The sequence below is a fragment of the Flaviramulus sp. genome (genome assembly GCF_982512915.1).
Genome location: NZ_CEWOCJ010000012.1, coordinates 1 through 16,393, shown reverse-complemented (window position 1 = coordinate 16,393; position 16,393 = coordinate 1). Strand labels below are relative to the sequence as shown.

Genomic DNA, 16,393 nt, shown 5'->3' with positions numbered 1-16,393 from the left:
CTAAAATTATTATAAACAATTCGATTATCTTTGCTTTAATTAAAGATGAAACATGCGCATTGATATTATTACGGTTTTACCAGAATTACTAAAAAGCCCTTTTGGAGCTTCAATTTTAAAACGTGCTATTGAAGCTAATTTAGTTGAAGTACACTTTCATAATTTACGAGATTACACTTCAGATAATTACAAATCTATCGATGATACACAATATGGTGGTGGCGCGGGTATGGTAATGATGATTGAACCGATAGATAAATGTATTTCTACTTTAAAGTCTGAAAGATATTACAATGACATTATATACATGACTCCAGATGGAGAAACACTCAAACAAGGTATCGCTAACCAATTATCGTTAAAAGAAAATTTAATCATATTATGTGGTCATTACAAAGGCGTAGATCAACGTGTAAGAGATCGTTTTATAACAAGAGAGATATCAATTGGTGATTATGTGTTATCTGGTGGCGAGTTAGGTGCTGCGGTACTTTGCGATGCTATTATAAGACTTATACCAGGTGTTTTAGGTAATGAAACCTCTGCTCTAACAGATTCGTTTCAAGATAATTTACTAGCACCTCCTATTTACACCAAACCTCGTGAATATAAAGGTATGAAAGTACCAGAATTATTATTTAGCGGTAATTTACCTAAAATTGAAAAATGGCGCGAAGAGCAAGCTTATCAGAGAACCAAAGAGCGTAGACCAGATTTATTAGAAGATTAGTCAAAATCATCGAAGTTATTATGATAATCATCATCAAATTTTCCTTTCATTCCATAATTACTACCTCCACCATACTTAGTAAATTTAGTAACTAAAAAGGCTATTAGAAAAATAACAAAAATACCACCAAAAAGCACAAGCCATTCCTGAAGTTTTGGATTATAAAGAAGAAACATCATTCCCATGAAAGTAAATTTACAAAACTTTAGAAACAAAAAGCATAATTAAACTCGATTGTTGTGTTAAAGATAGCATCGACATCCTTTTGCTTTTCGCTAAAGATATAGCGTAAAGCCGAACCTTTTGTTGTGCAAAAGGAAACATCAAAAAAATACAAATAAAAGGTTGCAGATTATTAATTAATAGTTATTTTTGCAGCCAATTTCGGGTTAACCTCTGGCGAGAATCGTGAATGTTATTCTGATTTAATATAATTAAATTTAAAGATATGGAATCTTTAGTAAAGTTTATACAAGACGAATTTGTAACGAAAAAAGATTTTCCAGAGTTTGGAGCTGGAGACACAATCACTGTTTACTATGAAATTAGAGAGGGTGAAAAAGTAAGAACACAGTTTTTTAGAGGTGTAGTAATACAAAGAAAAGGAACAGGAACTTCTGAAACATTTACAATAAGAAAAATGTCTGGTACTGTTGGTGTTGAGCGTATTTTCCCAATTAATTTACCAGCATTACAAAAAATTGAAGTTAATAAACGTGGTAAAGTACGTAGAGCTAGAATTTACTACTTTAGAGGTCTTACTGGTAAGAAAGCTAGAATTAAAGAGGCTAGACGTTAATAATTATACAACTGATTTTTCAGTTTTTAAAAGCTCTGACTTAATCAGGGCTTTTTTTATTAACTTTTGTTAATAAGTATGGTTTGTAAATAGCTGATATCTAATATATTAATTTCTTTGGCTTTAAAATTCAATTTATATTTTAGTTGTAGAAATAATAATAACTGTGATTGGTTTCGCCAAAAAACGAATTTTTATTATATTCTATTAAAGCAACGTTCTTTATTAAATTGTTTTTTGATGTTTTTTTCAATCAGGTTTGTGCGTGATTAAGAACTAACCATGATATTACAAAAAAATTTAATATGTGTAAGCATGATAAAATTACCTTTAATTGAAAGCTTAAAAAGTAACAAAGACGAAAGTTGATGTTATTATACAAGCAATATTATTAACGAAATTAGCTTGTAAACAAAAAGCTAGTTATAACATCAAAAAAACAATTATTTGAAACATTGAGTGATACATCAATACATTTTGAGAATCTCTTAAATGTTTCTTTGAAATAATAGCATATTACTTAGAAGGCTTGGAAGAAAATTTTAAACCACTTTAGTTTAATAACTACAAAAAGTTACATGATGTTATTTCAAAAAAAGCCATATCAATGATAGAGTTAATTCTTCTATGATATGGCTTTTGTATTTTTATCACCTTTATTAAATATTTTTTAATTATTTCATACTGGTTTAAATGCTTTTTGATTTTCTAATAAATCTACTCTTCTGTATTAATTTCATTAGTGTTTTAGGTTTTATTCATGGTCGTTTTTTGTATATTTGCAACGCTAAAAAATAACAGCGTTAATGCATACGCTTTCCCAACAAATATTATTCAAAAAATCATCACCAATGTCCAAAATAATTTACACAAAAACTGACGAAGCACCAGCTTTAGCAACTCGTTCATTATTACCAATCGTAAAAGCTTTCATAAAATCTTCTGGTATTAATATTGAAACAAGAGATATTTCTTTAGCTGCAAGAATTTTAGCTGTATTCCCAGATTTTTTAATTGAAAACCAACGTGTTCCTGATGATTTATTAACGCTTGGTGAATTAGCAAAAAATCCTGAAGCAAATATTATAAAATTACCAAACATTAGTGCTTCAATACCACAATTAAAAAGTGCTATTAAAGAATTACAATCTCAAGGATTTAGTATTCCAAATTATCCTGATGAACCAAAAAATGATTCAGAAAAAGATATTAAATCTCGTTATGATAAAATTAAAGGAAGTGCTGTAAACCCTGTATTAAGAGAAGGAAATAGTGATAGGCGCGCACCAAAAGCCGTTAAAAATTACGCTAAGAAAAACCCACATTCAATGGGTGCTTGGACTTCTGATTCTAAAACACATGTAGCAACTATGAGTAGTGGTGATTTTGCTCATAATGAAAAATCTGTAACTATTCCAAAAGCAACTACTATAACAATTCAACATACAGATAAAAACAGTAATGTGACTATTTTAAAAAACCCTTTTGCATTACAAGAAAATGAAATTATTGATGCTACGATAATGAGCAAAAAAGCTTTAATTACTTTTTTTGAAGAACAAGTAGCTGATGCAAAAACTAAAGATGTTTTGCTTTCATTACACATGAAAGCTACCATGATGAAAGTGAGCGACCCAATTATTTTTGGTCATGCAGTAAAAATATTTTTTAAAGATGTTTTTACTAAACATACCGCTGTTTTAGAACAACTTGGAGTTGATGTTAATAATGGTTTTGGCAATTTAGTTGAAAAAATCCAAGAATTACCCGAAGCAAAACGAAATGAAATTCAAGCGGATATCGATGCGGCTTTTAAAGATGGACCTGCAATAGCTATGGTTAACAGTGAAAAAGGTATTACCAATTTACACGTTCCAAGTGATGTTATTATAGATGCCTCTATGCCAGCAATGATTAGAACCTCAGGAAAAATGTGGAATGCTAATGGTAAACTTCAAGATACAAAAGCTGTAATTCCTGATAGTAGCTATGCGGGAATTTATTCTGCAACCATAAATTTCTGTAAAAAGAATGGTGCTTTTAACCCTTCAACTATGGGAACAGTTCCTAATGTTGGTTTGATGGCTCAAAAGGCTGAAGAATATGGTTCTCATGATAAAACTTTTGAAATCCATTCGGATGGAATAGTGCAAGTTATTGATGCCTCTGGTACTATTTTAATGCAACATGAGGTTGAAACTGGTGATATTTGGCGTATGTGCCAAACAAAAGATGCACCAATTCAAGATTGGGTTAAATTAGCTGTAACACGAGCTAAGGCTTCTCAAACTCCTGCGGTATTTTGGCTAGATGAACAACGAGCTCATGATGCAGAGTTAATTAAAAAAGTAAATACTTACTTAAAAGACTATGATGCTTCAGGACTAGATTTAAGAATTTTATCTCCAATTGATGCAACCATTTTTACTTGCGAAAGACTAATTAAAGGAGAAGACACTATTTCTGTTTCTGGTAATGTTTTACGAGATTATTTAACAGACTTATTTCCAATTTTAGAAGTTGGTACCAGTGCAAAAATGTTATCTATTGTCCCATTAATGAATGGTGGTGGTTTATTTGAAACTGGTGCAGGCGGATCTGCTCCCAAACATGTTGAACAATTATTAGAAGAAAATCATTTACGTTGGGACTCTTTAGGAGAATTTTTAGCAATAGCAGTATCTTTAGAACACTTTGGAGAAGTTAACAAAAATCAGAAGGCTAAAATTTTAAGTGAAACTTTAGATATTGCTACCGAAAAGCTATTAGAAAACAAAAAAGGACCATCTCGAAATGTAGGAGAATTAGATAATAGAGGAAGTCACTTTTACTTAGCGATGTATTGGGCACAAGAATTAGCAAATCAAAATAAAGATGAAGCTTTAAAAGCTGAGTTTACACCCATAGCCCAAGAACTACAGGATAATGAATATATAATTTTAAAAGAACTAAATGATATTCAAGGTAAACCAACCACAATAGGTGGTTACTATGAGCCAAACGAAACACTCATTAACCAAGTGATGCGACCAAGTAATACTTTTAATAGTATTTTAGTATTCTAGACAAATTCAAAACATAAATTCAAAAAAGCTCCATAAAGGAGCTTTTTTCGTATTTTTGGAAAAAATTATTGCCAATGAAAAACCTTCTCTGGTTTCTTGTTGTTTTTTGCGTTAATAACTTTTCGCTTGATGCTCAAGAAAAATTTACAATAAGTGGTATTATCTCTGAAGAAAAAAGTAATGAAACACTTATTGGAGTTAACATTATTTTTCCAGACTTAAAAACTGGAACAACGACAAACGAATACGGATTTTATTCAATAACTATTCCTGAAGGAACTTATCAAATTTTAGTAAGTTACTTAGGATTCAATTCGATATCTGAAACCATCACTCTTACAAAAGATATTATTAAGAATTTTAGCTTATATGAATCTGCTGAAAATTTAGATGAAATAGTCATTACAGAAAATATTGAAAAACTAAATATAAAAACACCACAAATGAGCGTTAATAAGTTAACCTCAAGTACAATAAAAAATATTCCTGTGGTCCTTGGTGAGTCCGATATAATAAAAGCGATAACACTTTTACCCGGAGTTACAAATGCAGGTGAAGGTGCTTCGGGTTTTAATGTTCGGGGTGGTGCAGCTGATCAAAATCTAATACTTTTAGATGAGGCTACGATATTTAATTCATCCCACTTGTTTGGATTCTTTTCAGTATTTAATCCAGATGCCATTAAGGATTTGAAACTTTATAAAGGTGGAATTCCTGCGCGATACGGCGGACGCGTCTCCTCGGTTTTAGACATTTATCAAAAAGAAGGGAATAATAAAGATTTTCATTTAAATGGAGGTATTGGTATTGTTTCTAGTAGATTACTAGCAGAAGGTCCTATTAAAAAAGAAAAAGGGTCTTTTCTTTTAGGTGGCAGATCAAGTTATGCGCATTTATTTCTACCCCTATTTGATATTAATAATATTGCCTACTTCTATGATTTAAACACAAAATTAAGTTACAAATTAAACGATAGAAATAATATCTACCTTTCTGGTTATTTTGGAAGAGATGTATTTAGAATTGAAGATACTTTTGAAAATACTTATGGTAATTCTGTTTTAAACTTTAGATGGAATCATTTATTTTCTGATAAATTATTTTCAAATTTATCAGTGATTTATTCGGATTATTATTACGATTTAAAACTAAATTTCGTAGAGTTTGATTGGGTTTCGGGCATTCAAAACTTCAACTTAAAATACGATTTAAAACACTACATAAACAATACAATAAAATTACAATATGGTTTAAATAGTATTTATTACAAATTTAATCCAGGTGATATAAAACCAACTATTGAAACTTCTGGAATCAATCCTTTTAAACTAACTGATAAATATGCTTTTGAAAATGCTATTTACGTCGATTCAGAACACAAAATATCTGATAAGCTTGCACTTTCTTATGGTTTACGCTTCAGTGCTTTTCATCGTTTAGGTCAAGATGAACTAAATATATACGAAAACAATCAAGCAGTTGTATTCAATGAAGATTTTCAAATTTATGAAAAAGCAAATCCTATAGATATCCAAAATTTTAAACGAAATGATATTATTGAAAGCTTTTATAATCTAGAACCGAGAGCATCAATAGCATACCAACTTAAAGAAAGTAGCTCAATTAAAATGAGTTATAATCGAATGAGTCAATACTTACATTTATTATCAAACACAAATTCCCCTACTCCACTCGATGTTTGGGCGCCAAGTGGTAAATATATTAAGCCACAAATACTAGATCAATTTGCTTTAGGATATTTTAAAAACTTCAATAACAACTCATACTCTTTAGAATTAGAAAGTTTTTATAAAACTATAAAAAACAGAATTGATTATATAGATGGTGCAAATTTAATAGCTAACAACGCCATCGAACAAGTTATTTTAAATGGTGAAGCCAGAGCTTATGGATTAGAAGTTCTTTTAAGAAAAAATGAAGGTAAATTTAAAGGTTGGTTAGCATACACACTCTCAAAATCTGAACAACAAACAAAAGGTAGAACACCTTCAGAAATTGGAATAAATAATGGTAACTGGTATAATACTCCATTTGATAAAACACACGACATATCATTTACAGGAAGCTATAATTGGAATGAAAAATGGAAAATAAATGCTAATTTTTTATTTCAAACTGGTCAACCTGGTACATTTCCTAATGCACAATACCAATACAATGGTATCAATATACCCAGTTTTAATGGAAGAAATTCTGATAGACTCCCGGCTTATAATCGTTTAGATGTCGCTTTTAATTACACACCAAAACCTAACAAAAAGAAGGGTATACAGAGCTATTGGGTATTTGGCATTTACAATATTTACAATCGTAGAAATGCTGCAACCATAAATTTTGGTCAAAATATTGAAACTGGATTAAACGAGGCTACTCGATTAGCAATTTTCGGAATTGTTCCATCTATATCATATAATTTTAAACTTTAAGACTATGAAAAAAGTATTAATTATACTCCTTAGTTTATTATTAGTATCCTGTGAAGACGTTATAGAAATTAATTTAAATACCGTAGAACCAAGATTAGTTATCGATGCCTCTCTAAATTGGGTAAAGGGAACTGACGGAAGAAATCAGTCGATAAAGCTGTCACTGACAGCTCCATTTTTTGATGAAACTGTCCCTCCAGCAACTGGTGCTGCAGTTACTGTAACAGATTCAAATAATAATACTTTTAATTTTATTGAAGAAGTATCAACAGGAATTTACAATAATAATACTTTCATACCTGCTATTAATGAAACCTATAATTTAATTATTAACTATAATAATGAAATATATACAGCAACTGAAACTTTAATACCTGTTGTACCAATTGAGTTTATTGAACAAAAAAATGATGGTGGTTTTGCTGGAGATGAAATCGAGATTAAAGCTTTCTATTCAGACCCATTGAATATTAATAACTTTTATTTATTCGAATTTATTGTAGCATCTAGAAACAGTAAAGACATTGAGGTTTATGATGATGAATTTACTGATGGAAATCAAATTTTTGCATTTCATTCAAATGAAAATCTTAAAACTGATGAAGAACTATTAATTATAAATTCTGGTATCTCTGAAAGATATTATGAGTTTATGAATATACTTTTACAACAAACCGACGACCAATCTGGAGACCCATTTCAAACACAACCTGCAACAGTTAGAGGAAACTGTATAAACCAAACAAATCCTAAAAACTTTCCTTTTGGTTACTTTAGAGCCTCTGAAGCTGACAAATTAACTTATATCGTACAATAATTCAATTCATTTTTTATTTATAACAATTAAAAATTATTGCTTTTAAGATGATATTAACAATAATAAAATTTTATAGATAGGTATTTTATTTATTTTTATTGACAATCAATCTAATATAAAATAAATGAATAAGAAAAAAATTACCTATATCATAGGTTTTGTCGTTATTATAATAATTGCTTATTCGTATTTTAATTCTAAAAATGATGAAGACGTCTCAATTACAACCAAAGTATTAAAAGGTACTTTTTTAAATGAAGTTTTCATATCTGGAGAGGCTCAATCTACAAGTTCAAAAGAAATTAACGGCCCAAGTAACGCACGAAGATTTAATATTTATCAAATAAAAATACAAGATTTAGTCGCTGAAGGTACCATTGTAAAAAAGGGTGAATATATTGGCAAACTAGATGCCTCTGAAGTAAATGGGAAAATTAATGAAGCTCAGTTAAATTTAGAAAAAGCTCAATCAAGATATACTCAACAACAACTAGATACTACACTTACTCTAAAACAAGAGCGAAATTCAATTAAAGACCTGTTATTTAACATTGAAGAAGATAGTTTAGAATTAGAACGTTCTATATACGAACCTCCTTCAACTATAAGATCCTTAGAAATTAAATTAGAAAAAACGACTAGAGATCTAAAAGAAAAAAGAGCTGATTATTCAATCAAAAAGAGACAAGCCAATGCAAAAATGATTGAAGTTGGTACGGAGGTTTCTAAGATTTCTAAACAAATTGAAGAATTATTACAATTACAAAAAGAATTTACAATTTATTCTGATGATGATGGTATGGTAACCTATGTAAAAGAATGGAATGGCACCAAAAAGAAAGTTGGCTCTACTATATCTCCTTGGGAACCAGCAATTGCTAGTTTACCAGATTTAACAAAAATGGAGTCAAAAACTTATAGTAATGAGGTAGATATTAGAAAAATAAAGAAAGATTTAACTGTCAAAATAGGATTTGATGCATTTCCAGATATAGAACTAGACGGCATTGTTACTGATGTAGCTAATGTAGGCGAAACTAAAGCTGGCTCGGATATTAAACTTTTTCAGGTTTTAATTAAGTTAAACGAGACAAATAAAAATATTAGACCCGGAATGACTACATCTAACAAAATTTTAATAGATAAACAAGATGATGTTTTGATGATACCTTTAGAAGGCGTATTTGCAAATGATTTTATAAGTTATACTTATGTAAAATCTGGATTATCAATTGAGAAAAGACAAGTAGAATTAGGTTCTTCAAATAACGAAGTCGTAATTATAAAAAAAGGATTAAAAGAAGGTGATGTCATATTTTTAAATAAACCTGAAGACTCAGATGATAAAAGTATAACGCTATTAAAATAAGCATGATAGACAAAATACTTTTAGAAAAATTAAAATCTAATTTTGGTGAGGCTTATTGGTTTATAAAAACGAACAAGGTTAGAACTTTTTTAACAGCACTAGGTATCATTTTTGGAGTTGCATCAGTAATTACCATGTTGGCAATTGGAAATGGTGCCGAAAAAGAGATTTTAGCACAACTAGAATTAGTTGGTGTAAATAATATTGTTGTTATACCTATACCTGATGAGGAGGATAAAGAGGAAGCTGAAATAGATGAAAATGCAAATGAAAATGAATCAAAGCGTTTTTCTAAAGGCCTAGACATATTAGATGCTCTAAGTTTGCAAAAAAATATTCCTAATATAAAGTTAGTTAGTCCAGAAATAATTTTGAATACTTATGTTATTAATAATGGAAGACAAAATTCAGTAAAACTTATTGGTATTTCCCCTAGCTTTTTAGAAGCTTCAAATATAAATTTAGAAAACGGTAAAAGTTTTTCAGAATTTCAAATTAAAAATGCTTTGCCAGTATGCATAATAGGTAAAAAAGTAGAGAAAAAATTATTTACCGGTCAAAGCGCAATCGGAAAACAGATAAAAGTTAAAGATGTTTGGCTAAAAGTAATAGGTGTTATTGAAGAAAAGTTGATTTCTGAAAAAGCACAAGAAAATTTAGGAATAAGGGATTTAAACGAAGACATATATATACCTATAAACACATTCTTGGTGCGTTACAAAGATCGTAAAATAATTACTGATCAAGTAGGTGCTCAAAACTTCAATCAAAATGGGCCGAAAAAAAGAATTCCAAGAGGTAATTATCATCAAATTGACAAATTAACAATCCAAGTATCAAATTCAAATGAATTAAAAGCTACTGCTGAAGTTTTAAGTAAAATGCTAAAAAGAAGACATAATGATGTTTTAGATTTTGAAATAGAAATCCCAATACAATTACTAAAACAGCAGCAAAAAACAAAACAAATATTTAATATAGTTTTAATCATAATAGCTGGAATTTCTTTATTAATTGGAGGTATTGGTATCATGAATATTATGCTGGCCTCCGTATTAGAAAGAACCAAAGAGATAGGTATAATTAGAGCTATTGGTGCAACAGAAGAAGACGTGATTTTACAATTTTTATCTGAATCTGTCCTTATAAGTGTTGGTGGTGGATTTATTGGAATTATTCTTGGAATAATTGGAGCTTACATCATTGAAATTTTTTCAGGAATAGAAACTATTCTATCTGTAAACTCCATTCTGATTTCATTTTTAATAGCCGTAGCAATCGGATTAATTTTTGGAATATTTCCAGCAAAAGCCGCAGCAAATAAAAAACCAATACAAGCTTTAAGGTCTGAATAAGTAAACATGAAAAAAATACTCATCATTATTATCATTATTTTTCCTTTAATAAATAATGCGCAATCAAAAAAGCTAACGTTAGTTGAAGCTATTGAAATTGCACGAAAAAAATCACCAGATTATAAAATCAATTTAACTAGAAATCAATCTAACTATTGGCGCTTCAGACGTTATAAAGCAAGTTTTTTACCCGAACTCAGACTAAATGCGACGCTTCCAGAATACCGAAATGCAGTACGTAGAATAACAAACGATACAGGACAAGACATCTTTGTAACACAAAATCAGTTACTTGCAGAAGGTGGTTTATCAATTTCTCAAAGCATACCCTATACAGGTGGTACTTTATCAGTAAACACAAATTTAGAACGCGTAGAATTATTTGGAATAGACGATAATGTAGGTTATTCTGTTATTCCCTTTTCCATTAACTATCTTCAAAATTCAGTACTATTCAATGAATTTAAATGGGATAAAAAGATTGAACCATTAATTTATGAAGAATCAAAAAGAGATTTTATTGAAAATATGGAACAAATATCAGTAAGTACTTCTAACCTTTATTTTGATTTACTTAAAGCTCAAATGCAACTCGCAATTTCTGAAACTAATTTAAAAAACCAAGATACACTGTTTCAAATAGCTAAAGGAAGGTTTAGTGTTGGAAAAATTGCAGAAAACGAGCTATTACAAATGGAATTAAGATTCTTGAATTCTAAAAATAGGGTTACAACTAATAAAGTAGAATTAAAAAGAGCTTCACAAAATTTAGCACGCTACTTAGAATTGGATACTGAAGATTTAGAGTTAGATATTCCAAAACAACTTCCTCTTTTTGAGGTAGAAATAGATAAAGCCTTAAATGAAGCTGAATCTAATCGAAAAGCCGTTATAGAGTTTAGAAGAAAACGTTTAGAAGCCGAAAAAGAAGTAGCATTCCAAAAAGGTAATAATAGATTACAATTAGGGGTTAGAGCCAATTTTGGAATATCCCAAAATGGTGATGATTTTAATAACTTGTTTAGCAACTTTAACAAACAACAAAACGTATCGGTATCTGTTGGAATACCCTTATTTGACTGGGGTGTCTCTAAATCTAGACGTAAAATGGCTGAAGCTAATTTAGATTTAACAAATAATAACATAAATCAGGACAAGCAAGAATTTGAACAAGAAATATATTTACACGTATTAAATTGGTCTAACCAAAGAGACTTTTTAGTTACTGCAGAAAAAGCAAAAGAAGTTTCGATGAAACGATATGAAATTTCTAAAAAAAGATACATTTTAAATAAAGTAACTATAACTGATTTAAATATTGCTTTAGAAGAAAGGGATTTAGCTGTATTTGATTACTTGAATTCACTTGAGAAATTTTGGAGAGATTACTATATATTAAGACAGTTAACACTTTATGATTTTATAAATGATAAAAAATTAGAAGTTGAGGATGTTCTTTATGATTAAAACTCACTATTAATTCATATTTTTGAATTATGAGTTTCATAAAAACTACCGAACAAGATTCTAATTACAATCATCTGGAAAAGATGAGCGTATCAGAATTACTTTCTAATATAAATAATGAAGATAAATCAGTTCCAATTGCTGTAGAAAAAGCACTTCCTAAAATTGAAGAATTAATTGAAAAAATTGTTAATCAATTAAATAAAGGAGGGCGTTTATTTTATATTGGCGCTGGTACTAGTGGACGACTAGGTATACTTGATGCTTCAGAATGCCCACCAACATTTGGTGTGCCACATGATTTAGTCATTGGGTTGATAGCTGGTGGAGATACGGCCATAAGAAAAGCAGTTGAATTTGCCGAAGATTCATTAACTCTGGGTTGGGAGAATTTACAAGCTTATAATATAAACAAAAAAGACGTTGTAATTGGTATTGCTGCATCTGGAACAACTCCATATGTAATCGCTGCTTTAGATAAATGCAATAAAAACAATATCATTACAGGTTGTATAACTTGTAATATAAATAGTCCACTTTCTCAAACGGCTAAATATCCTATTGAAGTTTTAGTAGGTCCAGAATTTGTTACCGGTAGCTCAAGAATGAAAGCCGGAACAGCTCAAAAATTGGTTTTAAATATGATAACCACCACCACAATGATTCAATTAGGACATGTAAAAGGAAACAAAATGGTGGACATGCAACTAAGCAATAATAAACTAGTTGATAGGGGTGTTAAAATACTTATGAGTGAGTTAAACATTACTGAAGATAAAGCAAAAATATTAATAGAGGCTAATGGTAATGTCCGATTAGCAATTCAAAATTATAACAATGGAAACAAATAAAACAGATAAAACAACATTAATAAAAGGAATAAAAACATTAGTTTTTGCTTTATTAAGCTTATTTATGGGACCAATACTATTAAGCATTGCGTTTAATAATCCAGAAAAACCACTTTACATTCCAATACTAATTGTAGGTTGTTTAATCTCAGGATTTGCAATTTTTCTTTTATTTAAAGGAATTAAAACAATTATGAATAGTATGTTTAAAAAGAAATAATTCACATTTAATTCTAATTTATAGATGTTTGTCTAGGTGTCGTAGGATTATAACCAAAATCTGAGCATTGATTTAAATTAATACCCAAGCTATCTAAAATATAATTTATAATAGCAAAATGATGAATAGTATGGCTATTAGCTTGGGCAAATAAAGCACTTAAAGTATAGGGAATATCTATTTTTCCCAGACCTAAATCATCAACCACAACTACAGTTTTATTATCATCTAAGTTATAATTATTTAATTTTCTTATTATTGTAGTTAAATAATTTTCTGCAGAAATACATTTAGATTCAACATCTTTATTCCTACTCCTTACTGTTAAATCAATTTTATTTTCTAAATTAAAACACAATAGACATTCATAAAAATCTAAGATATGCCTAATATGTGAACCTATACTTGAATAATAAGGAGACACAGTATTGTTACATAACTGTTCATCTGTTAAATTAAGTAATAGTATTTGAGCCTTATAAAGTGTTTGAAGTGTAGATTCTATTATAATATTCATAGATACTAAAATAATTAATTTAAATTAATATACTTTGTCTTATCTGTAGAGTATCCTTACAATTAATAACTAATTTTTTAAATAATTAATTACTAAACGTATTTCTGCAAAACTATATTTATCATCTAATTGAAGTTTTAAGTCTGATAATCCATCAAAAGTTTTTTCAGGAATTAAAGCTTTTAATTCTTCAAAATGAAGTTTAGATATAATATCCGTTATTCTGATTTCGCCAGAATCGATGAAACTTGCTAAATGACCAAAAATTGTGTTTTCATTTAATTCTCTTTCATAAGCTATATTTTCTATAGATTTTCCAGACTTAAATAAGTATAAAGACATTTTCTTTGTGTCAATTTTTTCATTTTTAACTTTTTGTTGCTCAAAAGAAGGATTATCATTCTGTGTTTCTATATCATTTTCATCACAAAAATTTTTAATAACTTCTAAAATAGCGTTCCCATACTTTTCAACTCTCTTTTTACCCATACCGTTTACAAGTAACAATTCTTGTTTAGTTAATGGTAAGGTTTCACACATTTCATATAAAGCTTTTTGAGTAAAAACTTGAAAATGTATTAGGTCGTTTTCATTCGCAATCATATTTCGTAATACACGCAACAATTCAAATAATTCTAGATTGGCTGTACCATCTATAACGGTTTTACGTGTTTTTTTAGGTTTATCCTTTGAAAGGAAAATTGAATTTGCCCGTAACTCAAGAAGTTTTTTTGTTGTAAAACCATCAGATAGTCCATTAAAAAATAAAAGCTTTGCTTCTAAAATATCTTCAATCGTATCAATATTTTTATTTATTTCGGTACCAACTGTTTTATTATCAGTAGTAAATCCAAATTCTTTTATAGCTTTAACAAGATTCGTTTCTAATTCATATTTAAAATAAGTAATCGCTTTCTTAAAACGTTCTTGAATAATTTCACTAAGCTCTGGTAATGTGTCATTTTCTGCTAGTTGTTTAAGTTGCTTATTAAACCCATTGCTTACTTTTAAAAAATTAGTAAGTGTCTTTTTAATTGTTAGTATTGGCTGCTCAACCTTTCCCTCTATACTATTTCTATTCTTATAAAAAATATCTAATAAACGATTTACAGGATACATAAATTCGTAAAATCCAAAAACCTCAGAAATCAAATCTAACTGAAACATTTTTTGAGAGTGCTTCAAAACAAGAACATCAGGTTCATTCGCCTCTGCCTTTTTATTAAACGAGATAACATTGCTGTCGCTTATAATTTGGCTAGAACTTATTTTGCTTCTTAAAACTAAACCTTCTAAAGATATACATCTGCTAAGTGCAACATAAGTTTGTCCATGAGCAAAAGCTCCCTGAGCATCAATAATAGCTTTTTCAAAGGTTAAACCCTGACTTTTATGTATAGTTATCGACCAAGCTAATCTTAATGGAATCTGAGTAAAAGCACCAATTTTATCTTCGGTAATAGCTTTTGTTTCAGAATCGAGCGTATAATTTATATTTTCCCAAACTTCGGAAGTTGTTACAATATTAAAATCGTCGTCTGGACAATGTACTACCACTTCTTCATTATCTAAATGAATTACTTTTCCAATTTTCCCATTAAAATAGCGTTTGTCTTGGCTACTATCATTCTTTATAAACATGACTTGAGCACCAACTTTTAATGTAAGTACTACATCATTGGGAAAAGAAAACTCTGGAAACTTACCTTCAACTTTCGCATTATAACTTATAGGTTTTGATTTTATCTAGCTCAATCCTGTTTGTTTCCTCAGCCTTGTTGTTGTGGGTTGTTAATGATATATAACCTGAATCGGCCTCTGGTGTAAAATCTGGAATAAAGCGTTTATTTAATTCTAAAGCTGAAGGTTCCGTCAATTTATTATTCCTTATTTCATTTAAAATCTGAATAAACTTAGGATTTTCTTGCCTGTAAATGTGCTTTAATTCTATGGTAACCGACTGACATTCTTGAAAAGCTTTACTACTAAAAAAGAAGCCATTATTGTAAACATGTTTTAACAATTGCCATTCGTTATCTTTAATAACAGGCGACAATTGCTGAAGATCTCCAATCATGAGTACTTGTATTCCTCCAAAGACCTTTTCTCTTTTTCTATAACGTCGTAACGTTCTATCAATACCATCTAGTAAATCGGCACGCACCATACTTATCTCATCAATAACTAATAAATCCATTGATTTTATGATATTGATTTTAGTCTTACTAAACTTTCGGTTATATACACTAGAATTATTTAAATTGGTTTCAGGTAAAACAGGACCAAAAGGCATTTGAAAAAAAGAATGAATCGTAACACCTTTAGCATTAATAGCAGCTACACCCGTAGGTGCAACAACAACCAAACGCTTTAAACTATGTGTTTTCAATCGATGTAAAAAGGTTGTTTTACCTGTACCTGCTTTTCCTGTTAAAAAAATACATCGGTTTGTATTGTTTACAAACTCCCAAGCTAATTCCAATTCACTATTTAGAGTCATTAAAAGATATTAAAAAAAGAATTGGAATATAGTAATTTTGAAGTTTGTAATGGCGAGTTTTTTAGAAAAAATAAAACTACAATATCTAATATATAATTTTTATATTAATATAATTATTAGATAGAGAAAGAAGCTGAGGCTTATTGTTATTCTTAGCAATGCTTAACAAGCCTAAAATCAAGGAAATCATTTTTATCGGTCATTCAAAAAAGCTTAACTTATCAAAAACCTTAATATTTCACTAATAAGCAAAAAA

General features: G+C 29.4%; 14 protein-coding genes. 10 read left to right on the top strand and 4 right to left on the bottom strand.

The window, feature by feature from the left end:
• Positions 1-52: 52 nt before the first annotated feature.
• Positions 53-730: a tRNA (guanosine(37)-N1)-methyltransferase TrmD gene (gene trmD, locus AC1XJX_RS09350; RefSeq protein ID WP_482003714.1), complete on the top strand. Its 678-nt coding sequence runs from the start codon at positions 53-55 to the stop codon at positions 728-730.
• On the opposite strand, the gene AC1XJX_RS09345 is transcribed toward trmD, so the two are convergent.
• On the bottom strand, positions 727-915 hold the full coding sequence (locus tag AC1XJX_RS09345) for a hypothetical protein (protein ID WP_482003713.1): 189 nt from the start codon (positions 913-915) through the stop codon (positions 727-729). The genes trmD and AC1XJX_RS09345 overlap by 4 nt on opposite strands.
• A gap of 263 nt (positions 916-1,178) precedes the next feature.
• On the opposite strand from AC1XJX_RS09345, the gene rplS reads away from it, so the two are divergent.
• From rplS to AC1XJX_RS09300, 9 genes are all read left to right on the top strand, one after another.
• Entirely contained in the window at positions 1,179-1,529 is a 351-nt protein-coding gene (gene rplS / locus AC1XJX_RS09340) for a 50S ribosomal protein L19 (protein ID WP_482003712.1), read from the top strand.
• Positions 1,530-2,380: 851 nt separating this feature from the next.
• Positions 2,381-4,594, top strand: coding sequence for an NADP-dependent isocitrate dehydrogenase (locus AC1XJX_RS09335; protein WP_482003711.1), 2,214 nt, complete (start codon positions 2,381-2,383; stop codon positions 4,592-4,594).
• 74 nt (positions 4,595-4,668) lie between these two features.
• Positions 4,669-7,041 carry a TonB-dependent receptor gene (locus AC1XJX_RS09330; RefSeq protein ID WP_482003710.1) on the top strand — a complete coding sequence of 791 codons (2,373 nt, stop codon included), beginning with the start codon at positions 4,669-4,671 and terminating at the stop codon, positions 7,039-7,041.
• Positions 7,042-7,045: 4 nt separating this feature from the next.
• Complete coding sequence (locus AC1XJX_RS09325; protein WP_482003709.1) at positions 7,046-7,858, top strand: DUF4249 family protein; 813 nt, start codon at positions 7,046-7,048, stop codon at positions 7,856-7,858.
• A 124-nt stretch (positions 7,859-7,982) separates the two neighbouring features.
• A complete protein-coding gene (locus AC1XJX_RS09320; RefSeq protein ID WP_482003708.1) occupies positions 7,983-9,227 on the top strand; it encodes an efflux RND transporter periplasmic adaptor subunit in 1,245 nt (414 codons plus the stop codon).
• Positions 9,228-9,229: 2 nt separating this feature from the next.
• Positions 9,230-10,582 (top strand): ABC transporter permease, encoded by a 1,353-nt coding sequence (locus AC1XJX_RS09315; RefSeq protein WP_482003707.1) that lies wholly within the window; start codon positions 9,230-9,232, stop codon positions 10,580-10,582.
• A 6-nt stretch (positions 10,583-10,588) separates the two neighbouring features.
• Complete coding sequence (locus AC1XJX_RS09310; protein WP_482003706.1) at positions 10,589-12,049, top strand: TolC family protein; 1,461 nt, start codon at positions 10,589-10,591, stop codon at positions 12,047-12,049.
• Positions 12,050-12,078: 29 nt separating this feature from the next.
• Positions 12,079-12,900 (top strand): N-acetylmuramic acid 6-phosphate etherase, encoded by an 822-nt coding sequence (murQ, locus tag AC1XJX_RS09305; protein ID WP_482003705.1) that lies wholly within the window; start codon positions 12,079-12,081, stop codon positions 12,898-12,900.
• Complete coding sequence (locus tag AC1XJX_RS09300) at positions 12,887-13,120, top strand: DUF6095 family protein (RefSeq protein ID WP_482003704.1); 234 nt, start codon at positions 12,887-12,889, stop codon at positions 13,118-13,120. The genes murQ and AC1XJX_RS09300 overlap by 14 nt, the downstream gene beginning before the upstream one ends.
• A 13-nt stretch (positions 13,121-13,133) precedes the next feature.
• On the opposite strand, the gene AC1XJX_RS09295 is transcribed toward AC1XJX_RS09300, so the two are convergent.
• The 3 genes from AC1XJX_RS09295 to AC1XJX_RS09285 form a co-directional block, all read right to left on the bottom strand.
• Entirely contained in the window at positions 13,134-13,637 is a 504-nt protein-coding gene (locus AC1XJX_RS09295; RefSeq protein ID WP_482003703.1) for a hypothetical protein, read from the bottom strand.
• Between the two features lie 69 nt (positions 13,638-13,706).
• Entirely contained in the window at positions 13,707-15,278 is a 1,572-nt protein-coding gene (locus AC1XJX_RS09290) for a helix-turn-helix domain-containing protein (protein WP_482003702.1), read from the bottom strand.
• Between the two features lie 79 nt (positions 15,279-15,357).
• Positions 15,358-16,137: an AAA family ATPase gene (locus AC1XJX_RS09285; RefSeq protein WP_482003701.1), complete on the bottom strand. Its 780-nt coding sequence runs from the start codon at positions 16,135-16,137 to the stop codon at positions 15,358-15,360.
• Positions 16,138-16,393 lie beyond the last annotated feature (256 nt).

Excerpts from the sequence above, each read along its gene's own strand:
- trmD (WP_482003714.1), top strand. The coding sequence starts at position 53 with ATGCGCATTGATATTATTACGGTTTTACCAGAATTACTAAAAAGCCCT.
- AC1XJX_RS09345 (WP_482003713.1), bottom strand. The coding sequence starts at position 915 with ATGGGAATGATGTTTCTTCTTTATAATCCAAAACTTCAGGAATGGCTT.
- rplS (WP_482003712.1), top strand. The coding sequence starts at position 1,179 with ATGGAATCTTTAGTAAAGTTTATACAAGACGAATTTGTAACGAAAAAA.
- AC1XJX_RS09335 (WP_482003711.1), top strand. The coding sequence starts at position 2,381 with ATGTCCAAAATAATTTACACAAAAACTGACGAAGCACCAGCTTTAGCA.
- AC1XJX_RS09330 (WP_482003710.1), top strand. The coding sequence starts at position 4,669 with ATGAAAAACCTTCTCTGGTTTCTTGTTGTTTTTTGCGTTAATAACTTT.
- AC1XJX_RS09325 (WP_482003709.1), top strand. The coding sequence starts at position 7,046 with ATGAAAAAAGTATTAATTATACTCCTTAGTTTATTATTAGTATCCTGT.
- AC1XJX_RS09320 (WP_482003708.1), top strand. The coding sequence starts at position 7,983 with ATGAATAAGAAAAAAATTACCTATATCATAGGTTTTGTCGTTATTATA.
- AC1XJX_RS09315 (WP_482003707.1), top strand. The coding sequence starts at position 9,230 with ATGATAGACAAAATACTTTTAGAAAAATTAAAATCTAATTTTGGTGAG.
- AC1XJX_RS09310 (WP_482003706.1), top strand. The coding sequence starts at position 10,589 with ATGAAAAAAATACTCATCATTATTATCATTATTTTTCCTTTAATAAAT.
- murQ (WP_482003705.1), top strand. The coding sequence starts at position 12,079 with ATGAGTTTCATAAAAACTACCGAACAAGATTCTAATTACAATCATCTG.
- AC1XJX_RS09300 (WP_482003704.1), top strand. The coding sequence starts at position 12,887 with ATGGAAACAAATAAAACAGATAAAACAACATTAATAAAAGGAATAAAA.
- AC1XJX_RS09295 (WP_482003703.1), bottom strand. The coding sequence starts at position 13,637 with ATGAATATTATAATAGAATCTACACTTCAAACACTTTATAAGGCTCAA.
- AC1XJX_RS09290 (WP_482003702.1), bottom strand. The coding sequence starts at position 15,278 with ATGTTTATAAAGAATGATAGTAGCCAAGACAAACGCTATTTTAATGGG.
- AC1XJX_RS09285 (WP_482003701.1), bottom strand. The coding sequence starts at position 16,137 with ATGACTCTAAATAGTGAATTGGAATTAGCTTGGGAGTTTGTAAACAAT.